At 73.5% G+C, this 13,754-nt stretch carries 12 protein-coding genes; 3 read left to right on the top strand and 9 right to left on the bottom strand.

Features of this window, described 5'->3' with window-relative positions; translation table 11 throughout:
• Positions 1-20 precede the first annotated feature (20 nt).
• Positions 21-1,460 carry an MDR family MFS transporter gene (locus GQ466_RS08085; protein ID WP_202420006.1) on the bottom strand — a complete coding sequence of 480 codons (1,440 nt, stop codon included), beginning with the start codon at positions 1,458-1,460 and terminating at the stop codon, positions 21-23.
• Positions 1,461-1,550: 90 nt separating this feature from the next.
• On the opposite strand from GQ466_RS08085, the gene GQ466_RS08080 reads away from it, so the two are divergent.
• A complete protein-coding gene (locus GQ466_RS08080) occupies positions 1,551-2,120 on the top strand; it encodes a TetR/AcrR family transcriptional regulator C-terminal ligand-binding domain-containing protein (RefSeq protein ID WP_161102070.1) in 570 nt (189 codons plus the stop codon).
• A 451-nt stretch (positions 2,121-2,571) separates the two neighbouring features.
• Here GQ466_RS08080 and GQ466_RS08075 read toward each other — a convergent pair whose 3' ends face one another.
• Together GQ466_RS08075 and GQ466_RS08070 are read right to left on the bottom strand one after the other, a co-directional pair.
• The gene (locus tag GQ466_RS08075) at positions 2,572-3,552 is read right to left on the bottom strand and encodes an alpha/beta hydrolase family protein (RefSeq protein WP_337193364.1); all 981 of its coding nucleotides are present in this window, start codon (positions 3,550-3,552) and stop codon (positions 2,572-2,574) included.
• Positions 3,553-3,624: 72 nt separating this feature from the next.
• Positions 3,625-3,774: a hypothetical protein gene (locus GQ466_RS08070; RefSeq protein ID WP_161102069.1), complete on the bottom strand. Its 150-nt coding sequence runs from the start codon at positions 3,772-3,774 to the stop codon at positions 3,625-3,627.
• A gap of 73 nt (positions 3,775-3,847) precedes the next feature.
• Here GQ466_RS08070 and GQ466_RS08065 point away from each other — a divergent pair, with 73 nt between their 5' ends.
• Positions 3,848-4,771, top strand: a complete 924-nt coding sequence (locus GQ466_RS08065) for a cupin domain-containing protein (RefSeq protein WP_161102068.1) — start codon at positions 3,848-3,850, stop codon at positions 4,769-4,771.
• Between the two features lie 261 nt (positions 4,772-5,032).
• On the opposite strand, the gene GQ466_RS08060 is transcribed toward GQ466_RS08065, so the two are convergent.
• From GQ466_RS08060 to GQ466_RS08035, 6 genes are all read right to left on the bottom strand, one after another.
• Complete coding sequence (locus GQ466_RS08060; RefSeq protein WP_161102067.1) at positions 5,033-5,539, bottom strand: DUF5946 family protein; 507 nt, start codon at positions 5,537-5,539, stop codon at positions 5,033-5,035.
• 37 nt (positions 5,540-5,576) lie between these two features.
• Positions 5,577-6,992, bottom strand: coding sequence for an RsmB/NOP family class I SAM-dependent RNA methyltransferase (locus GQ466_RS08055; RefSeq protein WP_161102066.1), 1,416 nt, complete (start codon positions 6,990-6,992; stop codon positions 5,577-5,579).
• Complete coding sequence (gene fmt, locus GQ466_RS08050; protein WP_161102065.1) at positions 6,992-7,918, bottom strand: methionyl-tRNA formyltransferase; 927 nt, start codon at positions 7,916-7,918, stop codon at positions 6,992-6,994. The genes GQ466_RS08055 and fmt overlap by 1 nt, the downstream gene beginning before the upstream one ends.
• Positions 7,919-8,464, bottom strand: a complete 546-nt coding sequence (def, locus tag GQ466_RS08045) for a peptide deformylase (protein WP_161102064.1) — start codon at positions 8,462-8,464, stop codon at positions 7,919-7,921. It lies immediately after the preceding gene.
• 70 nt (positions 8,465-8,534) lie between these two features.
• On the bottom strand, positions 8,535-9,764 hold the full coding sequence (locus tag GQ466_RS08040; RefSeq protein ID WP_161102063.1) for a hypothetical protein: 1,230 nt from the start codon (positions 9,762-9,764) through the stop codon (positions 8,535-8,537).
• Positions 9,765-9,799: 35 nt separating this feature from the next.
• On the bottom strand, positions 9,800-11,863 hold the full coding sequence (locus GQ466_RS08035; protein WP_161102062.1) for a primosomal protein N': 2,064 nt from the start codon (positions 11,861-11,863) through the stop codon (positions 9,800-9,802).
• Positions 11,864-11,947: 84 nt separating this feature from the next.
• Here GQ466_RS08035 and GQ466_RS08030 point away from each other — a divergent pair, with 84 nt between their 5' ends.
• Positions 11,948-13,612, top strand: coding sequence for an MFS transporter (locus tag GQ466_RS08030; RefSeq protein ID WP_337193363.1), 1,665 nt, complete (start codon positions 11,948-11,950; stop codon positions 13,610-13,612).
• Positions 13,613-13,754 lie beyond the last annotated feature (142 nt).

The following is a 13,754-nucleotide window of genomic DNA, read 5'->3' as shown; positions in this document are numbered from 1 at the left end:
ACGGCCGGGGATCAACGCACTCAGCTTGACAGCTCACCGGGTCGGCCGGGCAGCAGGAGGCACAGCGGAATGGCCGCGGCGGTGAAGGCGGCGGACCACCAGAAGGCGTCCGCGAAGCCGGACGCGAGGGCGGCGGGCGTGTGGGCACCGGCGGTGGCGCGTTGCAGGATCATCACGAGGGCCGCCACGCCCACGGAACCGCCGACCTGCTGGGTGACGCGGCTGATGCTGGACGCGGCCGGGATCTGTTCGCGCGGCATGCCGACGAACGCCGCCCCCATGATGGCGATCATGGCCGCGCCCAGTCCGATGCCGCGCACGAACAGGACGGCCATCAACGTGACGTTGCTCGTGGACGCGGTGATGAGGCCGAACGGCACGGTGGCCGCGAACGAGGCGGCGAGGGCGACGAGGGCGACCGGACGTGCCCCGAAGCGGTCCATGTACCGTCCGGCCACCGTGCGGGACAGCAACGTGCCCACGCCCTGGGGAATGAGCAGCAGCGCGGCGTCCAGGGCGGATTCGCCGCGAACCTGCTGCCAGTACAGCGGCAGCAGGAGCATCGTCCCGTACAGCGTGGCGCCGGACAGGAACACCAGCGCCGTGGACGACGCCAGGGAGCGGTGGCGCAGCAGCCGGACGTCGAGCAGGGCGGCGGGTCCGCGGCGCAGCGCCCACAGGACGTAGCCGACGAGCAGGATGAGACCGCAGGCCAGGGGCAGCGCCGCCTTGAGGTCGGGCCCGTCGGATCCGGCGAGCTGGGTCAGACCGTAGACGGCGGCGGCGATGCCGGGCGACAGCAGCAGCATGCCCACGGCGTCCAGGCGGGGACGGGGAACGGGGCGGGACTCGTCGGCGGGCAGGTCGCGCCGGGCGAAGTAACCGCCGGCGAGGCAGAAGGGGACGTTGAACAGGAAGATCCAGCGCCAGTCGCCCAGGTGCAGGAGGACGCCGCCCAGGACCGGGCCGAGGACCGGGCCGAGGGCGGTCGGCACGGTGATCAGGGACATGACCCTGCCGATGTTGCGGCCCTTGGCCGCCTGCATGATCAGCGTGGTCATCAGCACCATCATGATGCCGCCGCCGACCCCCTGGACGACCCGGAACATGATCAGGCTATGGATGCTCCACGCCCCCGCGCACAGCAGCGACCCGACGAAGAACAGGGCCAGGGCGGCGATCCACAGGCGTTTGCCGCCCAGGACCGACTGGGCCCACCCGACCGCCGGCATCGTGGCCGACAGGGCCAGGAGGTAGGCCGTCGTCACCCACTGGACGGTGCCGAGCGAGGCGTGCAGCCGCCCGGCGAGGCCGTCGACGGCGACGCTCATGATCGTGGTGTCGAAGATGACGGCGAGCGCGCCGATGATCAGCGCGATGATCATCCGCCGCAGGGCTGGGTCGACGCGGCCGGAGTCCGCGGAGGTGGGAGGCGGTGATGTCGTGGCTTCGGTGGCCATGAGCGCTCCTTAGGATAGACGACTCTATCTTACGGAGCCCAGACTAGGCGGTTAGGATTAGATAGGCAAATCTATCTAGGAGGAGTTCTCGTGGCCGAGCGACGCCGCGGCGCGGCGCTGGAGAAGGCGCTGCTGGACGCGGCCTGGCAGGAGCTCACCGAAGGCGGTTACGCCCGGTTCACCATGGACGCCGTCGTCAAGCGGGCGGGCACCAGCCCTCCGGTCCTCTACCGGCGCTGGCCCGACCGCGACGCGCTCGTCCGGGCGACCATCATCCACGTCGCCCGGGAGAACATCCTGGACGTCCCCGACACCGGGAGCCTGCGGGGCGATGTCCTCACCCTGCTGCGGGAGATCAACGCCACCCGCTTCCAGCTCGTCGTCGTCATGAACGCCCACCTGGCCGGGTACCGCCAGGAGACCGGGGCCGACCCCGGCGATCTGTTCGACCCAACGGTGACGGGCCGCAAGGAAGCCGTCGACGCCCTGTTCGCCCGCGCCGTCGACCGCGGCGAGATCCACCCGGAACGCCTGACCGAGCGCATCAAGACCCTGCCCTTCGACCTGCTGCGGCACGAGTTCCTCACGACCTTCGCCCCCGCGCCCGACCACGTCCTCGAAGAGATCGTCGACACGATCTTCCTGCCCCTGGTGCGCTGAACCGCCGCCCCGGACTCTGGGCGGACACCTTGATGTTGCCCCCGTTCGGCGGGCACGGATGTTGGGAGAGGCAGGGTTCGGCGATCTTGTGCAGGAGATCGTTCTGGTGCCCAGGATTTATCCCCCTGAGTTCCGTCGTGAAGTGCTCGATCTGCTGCGTGCTGGGCGAAGGTGAAGAACCCTTCTGACACAGACAGTCAGCGGGCCCCCGCCCGGTGTGGGCGGGGGCCCGCCGCCGTGCCCGGCGCCCGCTCGGCAACGACGACCCCCGGTACCCACGACCTACTTTGCGGCTGGTGGATACCACCATCCGGAACGTGGTGAGCGGGCGAGTTCGCTGATTGCCGTCCAAATACTTCCCGAGGGCCGCGTTCTGTCGGGCCAGCGGGCCGGCCGGGCAGAACGCCACGTCGTCGCTGGTCCTTGTGGTGCTGTCGCGTGCGCGGAGGGTCTACTTCGACTCGACGCGTCCGATCGGTGCTGTGCTGCCGGTGAGAGCTGCAGTGGCCCGCGCCCAGGCTGGATCTTCGGGGTAGAGCTCGCTACGCAGATAAGCCCAGATGAGCGCTCGTACGGCAGCGACACGGTCGGGGTTCTCGTCGGTGGTCTCGGCTGCGTCGAAGGTCGAAATACCGCCCAGCCCATGCTCCGCGTCGAAAAACTCCAGCAGGGTCTTCGGCGCGGGAGCCGCGGTGTAGGGATCGTTTCGCCAGTCCTGCCGGTCGGAGAAGTACGGAATCCAGTCCTTCTCTCCGACGACGATGAGGACCTTCGGCGTCATGCCGTCGAAATTGGTGCTGGTGAGCACCGCGTAAGGCTCCGCCGCCGGGCCGTTCAAGTCCTCGCCGCGACCGGGAGCGGCAATCATGACACGGGCGCCGAAGCGTGTGTCGACGGCTCCCACCGTCGACCCGTCGCTCGTGTCGATGATGGTCTGGCCCGAGATCAGGCCGACCGTGTGACCACCGGCCGAGTGACCGACAGCGGCGATCCGGCCGGCGTCCAGGCGCCCCGCCAGTCCCGGAACGGTGCGCTCGATGTCGCCGAGGTGGTCCACGACCTGGCGAAGATCTTCGGCTCGTGACTTCAGGTACAACGGTGCGTCCGGGTCATCGCTCTCTCGTAGGCCGAGGAACGTGGCGTCCAGGTGCGTGGGCTGTATCACGACGAACCCGTGCGCGGCCCAGAAGTTCACCATCGGACCGTAACCGTAGAAGGAGGGAATGAAGTTCGATGGGCCGTGCCCGTGTGAGAGAACGATGACCGGCAGATCGCCGCCGACGGCCGGAGCCGACACGCGAACCGCCAGCGGAATCGGCCGCCCCGGAACGTCGATCAGGACGGGATGGTAGGAGGAGACGGGCGTAGGGCTCGTCACCGGGATCCCGGCGGCATACGTCGACGGGTCTTTCGCAGAATCGTTGCGTTCCACGGAGCACTCCTTCTTAGTTGTTTGCGACGTCCAGGTCGGTGGCGCGTCAAAGGCGGTGCGGCACGAGAGGTGTCACAACGACGCGTTCGAGACGACCTCGAGCCGCGTGATCGCGAAGATCCGCAGCCACGCGACAGCCGACTCGGTGGACCGGACATCCGCCCGCACCGTGATCGGTGACCAGGGGCCGAGCGGCTGCTGGTTTCCCAAGGTGCTGGTCATGGCTCCAGTCTGCGCTCGTTCGGTTGAACTGAGAATGCTTGACAGGACGGTTTTTCTTCGCGAGAGTTCGGCCGTGGCCATCGATCATTTGTCCGAGGTGTTCGATCTCATCGAGGTTCGCGGCCAGATCTCCGGCGCGTTCGCCGTGCGCGGACACTGGGTCACGCAGTCCGTCATCGCGAGCCCGCTGAAGCTGTCGGTGATGGTTCGCGGCCGGTGCCGGCTGTCGACCGACGGGCTCGATGCCCCGATCGAGATGGAGGCCGGCGACGTCGCGGTCCTGACCGGTCGCTCGTGGCTGCGTGCCGAGGGCGGCGCCGGTGACGGTCCGCCCGTGGAGTTCGAGCCCGAGGCGGGGAAGTACGCCCTGCGCGTCGGCGGCGCGGACTTCGCCGTCGACGACGTCATCCTCGGCGGCCACGTCGAGCTCGACCCGGCCGGTGCGGCGCTGTTGACGCAGGCGCTGCCGGCCGTGGCGCTCATCCGAGCATCCGATTCCGCCGCGCCCGCCCTGCGCGCGTGCGTCGATCGGCTGGTCGAGGAGGTGACGGGCGAGCGTATGGGTGCTGCCTTCGCGGTGCGCCAGCACGCCCAGCTGTTCCTCCTGGAGGTGTTCCGGGCCTACCTCGGCCAGGCCGAGCTGCCGCCGGGATGGCTGCGGGCGCTGACTGACGACCGGCTGCGTCCTGCGCTGGCTCTCATGCACGGCGACCCCGGGCGGCCCTGGGGACTGGAGGAGCTGGCTCGTGCGGCAGCGATGTCACGGACGTCGTTCACCGTGCGCTTCCGCTCCGTGGCGGGTGTCCCTCCGCTGACCTACCTCAACTCCTGGCGGATGCTGCTGGCCCGGCGGGCGCTGCGCGACGACGACGTCCGGATCGGGGCCCTCGCCGCGCAACTGGGCTACACCTCGGAGAGCGCCTTCAGCACCGCCTTCAAACGCGAGGTGGGCGAGGCGCCCCTGCGCTACCGGCATCGGATCCGGCAAGCGTCGTGACCATCGGCGTCGACGGCGGATCCCGTGTGCTCCCCGCTCCCCTGCCGAGGAAGCCACCGGCGGCTCCTGTGACTGTTCCTCTGTCGTAGCGTTCGTCCACGCCGTGGAAGGTGGCGGCGATGAGATGCCCGCCGTCGTAGCCGGGTGCGTCGGCCATGTGGCCGACCTTGCGCCCAGGCCCGCCCGGCGGTCTTTGGCTGACCTTCTGGCTGGCCCGCCGACAGCGCGGACCAGCACGCCGAACGAGCTTTGAAACACTGCCTAGGCGGTCGGGCGCCAGCCGTCGAGCTGACGGTCGGTCATCGCGGCAACGTCGGCGTGCACATGGCTCCAGGCGGCCCAGACCGAGCGGCCCCACTCCTGGACGCGGTCGGCGTGCTCCGCGACCGTCCCGGCCATCGCTACATCGAAGACCGTGACGGCGCCGACGCTCGGTGCCCGCTCGAACTCGGGCCAGGCGGCGACCGTGTCGGCCAGGTACCCGTGGGCCTCCCGCGCCTGGACGCCGGTGAAGCCCCGCTCGAAGACCAGGTACAGCGCGTTCAACGCGAACGCCGTGGTGATCGGCTTCGTGGACGGCGCAAGGTGCTGGAGCCGGTAGGCGTCCGTGCAGGTCTGGTGCCACCGTCCCAGCTCCGCCGGGTGAGCCATGCCGAACGCGATGACCTCGCCGTACAGCTCCAGGCACTCCGGGGAAGCCCTGTACGCCGAGCCCGCGCCCTCACGCGCACCGGGAAGGTCAAGCCCGCAACCAGGACAAACACTCATCGGCGAATGATCGCGGTCCGACGATACGGCGGGCGGGTCAGGAGCGGGTGAGCAGGGAGAGGAACATCGCGTCGGTGCCGTGGCGGTGGGGCCAGAACTGGGCGTCTTCGCCGACCGCCACCCGGGTCAGGGAGGGGGCCAGGTCGGTGAGGACGGCTGGGGCGTTCAGGCGTTCGGTGTCGTCGCGTTCGCGGAGGATGTCGTCCACGACCACGCGGGTTTCGGCCACGTGCGGGGAGCAGGTCACGTAGGCGACCACCCCGCCGGGGCGGACGGCGTCCAACGCCGCGCGGAGCAGGGCGCGTTGGGTCGTGCCCAGCTCGGCCACCGCGCTGGGACCTCGGCGCCAGCGGGCCTCGGGGCGGCGGCGGAGGGCGCCCAGGCCGGTGCAGGGGGCGTCCAGGAGGATGCGGTCGAAGGACGCGGGGCGCCACGCGGGAGCTGTGCCGTCGGCGGCTATGACGGCTGTGCGGGTGTCCACTGTGCGGCGCACGAGCGCGGCGCGGTGGGGTTGCAGGTCGGCGGCCAGCAAGTGGGCGTTGCGGGGCGCGGCCAGGGCGGCCAGCAGCCCGGCTTTGCCGCCTGGGCCGGCGCAGACGTCCAGCCAGCGGGCGTCCGGGCCGTCCAAGGGGACGGCGGCCAGGGCGGCGGCCACCAGTTGGCTCGCCTCGTCCTGGACGGCCGCTCGGCCCTCGCGGACGGCCGCGAGGGTCGCGGGGTCGCCTTCGGGGAGGACGGCGCCGTACGGCGAGTAGGGGGCGGGGGCGGCGCCCGCGTCGGTCAGTTCCGCGACCGTCGCGCGGCCGGGGCGGGCCACCAGCGTCACGCGCGGACGGGCATTGTCGGCCGCCAGCAGCTCCGCGATCTCGGAGGCGTCCGGGCCGAGCGCGTCGCGCAGAGCGGACACGATCCACTTCGGGTGGCTGTGCGCGATGGAGAGCCGGGTCGTCAGGTCCGCGTCGGCGGGCGCGACGATCTCCAGCCACGCGTCCAGCGGACGGGCCGCCACCTTGCGCAGCACGGCGTTCGCGAACTTCGAGCCACCGGGGCCGGTCACCGAGCGGGCCAGGTCCACGGCGGTGCCGACGGCGGCGTGCGGCGGGATCCGCGTCGCGAGGATCTGGTGCGTCCCGAGCCGCAGGACGTCCAGCAGCGGCGCGTCGATGCGGCGCAGCTCGCGGTCGCTGCACAGCGCCAGGACGGCGTCGTACGTGCCGCGTCCGCGCAGCGTCCCGTAGGTCAGTTCGGTGGCGAGCGCGGCGTCGCGGCCGGTGAGGTGCCGGTCCCGCAGCCGCGCGGGCAGCAGCAGGTTCGCGTACGCGTCGCGGGTCTCGACGGCGCGGATCACGTCGAACGCGGTGCGCCGGACGAGGTCCTCGGGGCGTCCGGTGCGGCGCGGGCCTCCCGGACGGCGGCTGTCCCGGCCCCGGTGGGCGCGGTGGTCACGGGCCATCAGTGCAGCGCGTCCTTACCGGTCACGTCGATGCCGCGCGCCCAGTCCGCGGCGTTCATGAGGCGCTTGCCCTCGGGCCGGACCTCGCCGAGCACGACGGGGTGCGTGGCGGTGCCGACGAGGACGTCCTTCTTCCCGGCCAGCAGCTCGCCGGGCGCGAGCGCGGGCCCGTCCGGGACGAGCCGCACCGGGCCGAGCTTGAGCCGCGCGTCCCGGAACGTCGTCCAGGCGCCGGGCGCGGGCGTGCAGGCGCGCACGAGCCGGTCCACGTGCCGGGCGGGGGTGCGCCAGTCGATCCGCGCGTCGTCCGGGGTGATCTTCGGGGCGGTGGAGACGCCCTCGGCGGGCTGCGGACGCGGCGACAGCGCGCCCGCCTCGATGCCGTCCATCGTGTCCGCGAGCAGCCGCGCCCCGGCGAGCGACAGCCGCTCCAGCAGCGTCCCGGACGTGTCGTCCGGACGGATCGGCTCGGTCAGCACCCCGAACACCGGCCCGGTGTCGAGCCCTTCCTCGATCTGGAACGTCGCGGCGCCGGTGACGTCGTCGCCGTGCAGGATCGCGTGCTGGACGGGCGCCGCCCCCCGCCACGCCGGCAGCAGGGAGAAGTGCAGGTTCACCCAGCCATGAACCGGAATGTCCAGAGCAGATTTCGGGATCAACGCCCCATAGGCCACGACCGGGCAGCAGTCCGGCGCGAGCGCGCGCAACCGGTCCAGGAACTCCGGGTCGCGGACCTTGGCGGGCTTCAGCACCTCGATCCCGGCGTCCGCGGCCCGCTCGGCGACGGGCGACGCGACGAGCCGCCGCCCCCGTCCGGCGGGCGCGTCGGGACGGGTCACGACCGCCGCCACCTCGTGCCCGGACGCCAGCAGCGCCTCCAGGGCGGGCACCGCGGTCGCGGGCGTTCCGGCGAAGACGAGACGCACTCAGATGGCCTTCCCGAACGTGGGGTGCGGGGACTGCCGGACGACCGGCGGCCCGTCCCCGAACCACTCGGCCTCGCGGATCGCCTTCATCGCGGCCTTGCGCTGCTCGGGGTCCATCCGGTCGATGAAGATGATCCCGTCCAGGTGGTCGGTCTCGTGCTGGACGCAGCGCGCCAGCAGATGCGTGCCCTCCAGCGTGATCGGCTCGCCGTGCTGGTTGAACCCGCGCGCCACGGCCCGCACCGAACGCGGCGTCGGGAACGCCAGGCCGGGCAGGGACAGGCAGCCCTCGTCGTCGGTCTCCTGCTCGTCCGACAGGTCCAGCGTCGGGTTCACGACGTGGCCGAGGACGTCGTCGACGTAGTAGGTGAACACCCGCAGCCCCACGCCGAGCTGCGGCGCCGCGAGGCCCGCGCCGGGCGCGTCGATCATCGTGTCCGTGAGGTCCTTGACGAGCTGCCGCAGCTCCTTGTCGAAATCCCGGACCGGCTCGGCGGGCGTGCGCAGCACCGGGTCGCCGAAGATGCGGATGGGCTTGACGGCCAACGCGGACTCCGTTTCACAGGCGGGCGTTCGAGGGTCCAGTCTACGGAGCCCGTGACCTTGGTCGCGCCGGTCACAGCGCGGGCGACGCCTCGCCGTCCAGGGGCGCGGTGTACCCGTCGGCGAGCAGCATCTCGCGGACGCCCCAGAGTCCGAGCGGGGTGAGCGTCCAGCCGTCCCCGGCGCGGACGGCGACGCCCCACGCGGCGAGGTCGGCCAGCTCCAGCGTCAGCGCCTCGGTGACGACGGCGCCGTCGGTGATCGCGTAGGTCTCGGCGACGTGCTCGGCGAGCGCGGCGGCGATGGCGGTGTGCGGCACCGGCCCGCCCTGCTCGTACAGGTAGAGCAGGACGCCGGGCAGCTCCGCCCGGACGAGCCCCGCCGCGTCCTGGCCCGTGGGCGCGTCGGCGGCGGCCACGGCGTGCTCGAACAGGCCGAGCCAGGCTGTCAGGACGTCGTCCCCGGCGAGCGCGGCCTGCGCCGGGCCGGGCGCGCCGACGCCGCCGGACGTGTCCAGCACATCCGCGCGCACCGCCGCCCACCACAGCCGGTGCAGTTCCGGCAGATCGGACAGGGCGGCGACGGTCGCGGCGCGGCGCGGGATGGCGAGGCCGATCGCGTCCACGGCGGCCAGCGCCTCCCGCGCGGACGGCTCGGCCCCGGCGGTCAGCCGCCGGTTCACCGCCCACGCCGCGAGCGCGAGCGCCTGCCTGGTCAGCCCCGACTCGGCGGCGGCGACGGCCAGCTCGTCGCGGGACGGCAGCCGCACCGGCGGGACGACCAGGTCGTCGCCGTGCTCGCGCAGGTAGGCGTCCACACGGGCGTAGCGCTCGCGCTCGGGCAGCGCCTCGAACGCGGCGACCCAGCCGTCGGCGGCGTCCTGGTCGGCGGGGTCGACGCCGTCCGCGCGCATCAGCGCGGTCATGATCTCGGCGGCGGCGCGGCGCTCGTCGGACTCGGCGCCGGCGACGGCCCGGGCGAACTCGGGGGCGATCTCGGCCAGCGCCGCCGTCAGCGCGGGCCCGTCGGCGTGCCCGCGCGCGCCGAGGTAGGCGACCAGGTGGCCGACGGCGGTGAGGATCGCGGGGACCTCGTCGGCCTCGGCGACGACGGCGTCCGGGAACGCCTCGAGCAGCAGGCGGCGCAGCGCGGCCGGGTCGAGCGCGTCCGGGCCGGTCAGGTCGATCTCCTCGCGGGCCAGGTCCAGCAGGAGCCGGACGCCCTGGACGTCCACCGGCTCGTCGTGTTCGTCGGTCCACCGGCGCAGATCGTCGGCGGTGCGCTCCACCCAGTCCTCGGCCACCCGAGCACCCTAGAGCACGGGCGGGCGCCGGGCCGTCAGATCAGTTCGAGCGGGTCGATCCGGATGCGGACGACCTCGTCGGCGCGGCGCGCGCTGCGGACGGCCGCCGCCGCGCGCAGGGCCCGGGCCAGCGCGGACGCGGCCCCCGGCGGCACCCTGACGAGGGCGCGCTCCTTGTCGTCCTCGACGGGGACCGGGCCGAGGACTTCTGCGCCGTCCGGCAGCCGGGCGTCGGCGAGCAGTTCGCGCAGCGCGGCGGGGGACGCGGTCAGCGACGCCATCCGCGCGGCGGGCGGGAACCCCGCCTCGCGCCGCTCGGCCAGTTCCAGTTCGGCGTAGGTCGCGGGGTCCCAGCGGACGAGGGCCTGGACGGGGCGCAGCGCGCCGTCCGCCGCGACCACGACCGCGCCGCCGGGGCGGACCAGCGCGGCGGCGTTCATCCAGCGCCGCAGCGCCTCCTCGCCCGCCCGCAGGTCCGGGCGGGCCAGCAGGACGCGGCCGTCCAGCAGCAGCGCCGCCGCGTAGCCGTCCGCCGCGACCGGCTCGGCGCCCGGCGTCGCGACGACCAGCGCCGGTTCCGCGCCGACCTCGGTGAGGATCTGGTCGCGGCCCGACGTCCGCACCGGGACGCCCGGGAACGCCCGGCCCATCTCCTCGGCCGTCCGGCGCGCGCCGACCGCGACCGCGCGGACCTGGAAGTGCCCGCACTCGGGGCAGTGCCAGTCGCCCGCGATGCGCCCGCACCAGCGGCAGGACGGCGCGGCGTGCGACGACATCAGCATCAGCGGGCCCTGGCACGCGGTGCAGCGCGCGGCCTCCCGGCACCGGCCGCACGCCAGTCCCGGGACGTAGCCGCGTCGCGGGACCTGGACGAGCACCGGGCCGTCGGCGAGCGCGGCGCGGGCCGTCCGGAACGCCAGTTCGCCGAGCCTCGCCGTGCGGGCCGCCGCGTCGCGCGCCAGCTCGCCGTCCTCCCCGGCGGGCCTGACGCGCGGCATCACCGCCCTGACCTGCGCGCGGTCGGCGGCGAGCGCGTGCGCCCAGCCCGTCTCGACGAGCCGCGTCGTGTCGGTGGTGCGGGTGAAGCCGCCGAACAGCGCGCCCGCGCCGACGCGGTGCGCCCGCAGGGCCAGGACCTCGCGCGGGTGCGGGTAGGGGGCGTGCGGCTCGGCGTGGACGTCGTCGCCGTCGTCCCACAGCACGACCAGGCCGAGGTCTTCGACCGGGGCGAACATCGTCGCGCGGGTGCCGACGACCGCGCGGACGTTCCCGCGCCGCACCTTGAGCCACCGCCGGTAGCGCACGGTCGGGCCGAGGTCGGCGGTGAGCGCGACGTGGCGTCCGTCGCCCAGTTCGGCGGTCAGCGCGGCGTCGACGCGGGCGACGTCGCGGCCGTCGGCGACGACGACCAGGGCGCCTCGTCCGCCTGCCAGCGTTGCCGCCACCGCGCGTGCGACGGCGTCCGGCCAGTCGCGGCCGGGGAGCGCGGACCAGACGGCCCTTGGGGCTCGTCCTTCCCTGAGTGCTGCGAGGAAGGACGGGCCTGCCGGATATTTCGCCCATGGGCCGGGGCCGGTCGTCAGGTCCTCGTGCTCCTGCGGCTCGGGGGGCGGCTCGGCCTCCACGCGGGCGTGCCGGGGCGGGATCGCGAGGCGCAGGACGTCGGCCATCGTCCCGGCGTAGCGGTCGGCGACCGCGCGGGCCAGCGCGGCGATCTCCGTCGCCAGCACCGGTTCGGGGGACGTGACGCGCTCCAGGTACAGCAGGCGGCCGTCGTGCTCGCTCTCCTCGACGCGTTCGAGCACGTAGCCGTCCACGAGCCGGCCCGCGAACCTTACGCGGACGCGGCAGCCGGGCACCGTCTGGGTGTCCAGTTTGTCCGGGACGAGGTAGTCGAACGGACGATCCAGGTGCGGCAGCGGGACGTCCACCGCCACCCGCGCCACCGGCAGTTCGGCCGCCGGGCGCCGCTCCCCCTTGCGGGCCGTTCGCGTCGCGGGCGCCGCCGCCGTGCCGCCGGACGGTAGGGTCGGACCGGGCCGCGCGGCGACCTCGTGCAATCCCGGGATCAGGCCCGTGCCCCCGCCGTCGCTCGTCACCGTCCCGTCCTACCAGACGCCGGGGACGGTCCGACGCCGCGCGGCGACCCGCACGACCGTTCGCGAAGGACGAGCAGGCCCACCGTGACCACAGCACACATTCCCGAGCGCCTCGACACCACCGGCCCCGAGCGTCCCCCGCGCCGTCCGGCCTGGCGCCGCTACGCCGACCCGCGCAACCCGGTGACGGCCGCCACGTTGCTCGCCGCCGTCCTGCACCTGGTCTGGGCGCGGTGGCTGGCCGCCGAGGGCGGCGACCTGGCCGCGCAGGCGTTCTGGACGCACTTCGCCGGCGACCACCCCGGCTCCGCCTACAGCCTCGCGTGGTACGGCGGCATCCATCCGGTGTCCTACAGCGTGCTGTCGCCGTATGTCATGTCATGGTTCGGCATCCGAACGGTCGCGACGGTCGCGGGCACGCTGTCGGCGACGCTGACGGCGCTGCTGCTCGTCCGGTTCCGCGCGCCCGCCACGCTCGCCGCGTCGCTGTGGGCCGCGTTCGCGATCTCCTGCAACGCCGGATCGGGACGCGTGACGTTCGGCCTCGGCCTGGTGTTCGCGCTCGGCGTGGTGCTGGTCGCGTTCACGCCGCGCGGGCGTCCGGTCCCGCGCGCCGCGTTGATGTTCGGGCTCGCGGTGGTCGCGACGCTCGCGTCCCCGGTCGCCGGACTGTTCCTGCTGGTCGTCGCCGCCGCCCTGTTCCTCACCGGCCGCCGCCGCGCCGGTCTCGCCATCGCCGCCGGGCCGCCCCTGGTCGTCGGCGTCACGACCGCTCTGTTCCCGTTCACGGGCGTGCAGCCGATCGGGCTGTTCTCGATCGTCGCGCCCGCGATCACGAGCGTCGTCGCCGTGCTGCTGTGCGCGCCGCGCTCGTGGACGCTCGTCCGCGTCGGCGCGGGCGTGTACCTCACGGGCATCGTGCTGACGTTCCTGATCCCGTCACCGATCGGCAGCAACGTCGAACGGCTGTCGCTGCTGTTCGGCGGGACGGTGCTGCTGTCGGCGGTCGCGGCGACGACCCGTCCGTGGCGGCTGGTGGCGCTGAGCGTCGCGTTCGTCGTGACCGCGGGCTGGATGATGGTGAAGCCGGTGGACGACATCATCCACACCCGTCCGGCCGCCGCCACCGCCGGCACCGTCGCGGGCCTGCGCGCCGAACTCGACCGCTACGGCGCCGCCCGGGGACGGATCGAGGTCGTGCCGCTGCGCTCCCACTGGGAGACGTCGGGCCTGGCGCGGAACTACACGCTCGCACGCGGCTGGAACCGCCAGGTGGACGCCGAACGCCACCCGATCTTCTACAAGGACGGCGCGCTCACCCCGGCGTCCTACCACGCGTGGCTGCGGCAGTGGGCCGTCCGCTTCGTCGTCCTGCCCGAGGACGAGACGGACTGGGCCGCCCACGAAGAGGCCGACCTCGTCCGCGCAGGCCAGCCCTACCTGCACGAGGTCTACCGCGACCAGTACTGGCGCCTCTACCAGGTGACAGACCCGGTGCCCTTGGTAGAACTCCCCTCGACCGTCGCCTGGATCCACTCCGACGAGCTGGCGGTGGACGTCCCGTCCCGCGGCTCAGTCCTCCTGCGGATCGTCTGGTCCCCCTGGCTGAGCGTCTCGACCGACCACGGCTCGGGCGGCGGCTGCCTCGAACGCGACGGCACCTTCGTCCGCCTTCACGCCCCCGGCCCCGGCCGCTACCGCATCGGAGCCCACTACACCGTCCCCCGAGGCACCCCCTGCCCCCACTAACCCACCCAAAAGCCACAAACAGAAGCACCCCACCCCCAGCGCGACGCGAGTGCGGGCTCGCGCGCACGCACGCACGCCGTGGAGCCAAAGCGCAGGCCCGCCCGCATGGTTAGCGCCGGGCCGCTCGCCTACCGGCGGGCAA

The sequence above is a fragment of the Actinomadura rayongensis genome (genome assembly GCF_009831215.1).
In the GTDB taxonomy this organism is placed as follows: Bacteria; Actinomycetota; Actinomycetes; order Streptosporangiales; family Streptosporangiaceae; genus Spirillospora; species Spirillospora rayongensis.
Note: the sequence above shows the minus strand (reverse complement) of the source record. Positions and strands in the feature narration are given on the sequence as shown.

Bases quoted from the DNA above. Each gene is read 5' to 3' on its own strand.
- GQ466_RS08085 (WP_202420006.1), bottom strand. From the start codon at position 1,460: ATGGCCACCGAAGCCACGACATCACCGCCTCCCACCTCCGCGGACTCC.
- GQ466_RS08070 (WP_161102069.1), bottom strand. From the start codon at position 3,774: ATGACCAGCACCTTGGGAAACCAGCAGCCGCTCGGCCCCTGGTCACCG.
- GQ466_RS08060 (WP_161102067.1), bottom strand. From the start codon at position 5,539: ATGAGTGTTTGTCCTGGTTGCGGGCTTGACCTTCCCGGTGCGCGTGAG.
- GQ466_RS08055 (WP_161102066.1), bottom strand. From the start codon at position 6,992: ATGGCCCGTGACCACCGCGCCCACCGGGGCCGGGACAGCCGCCGTCCG.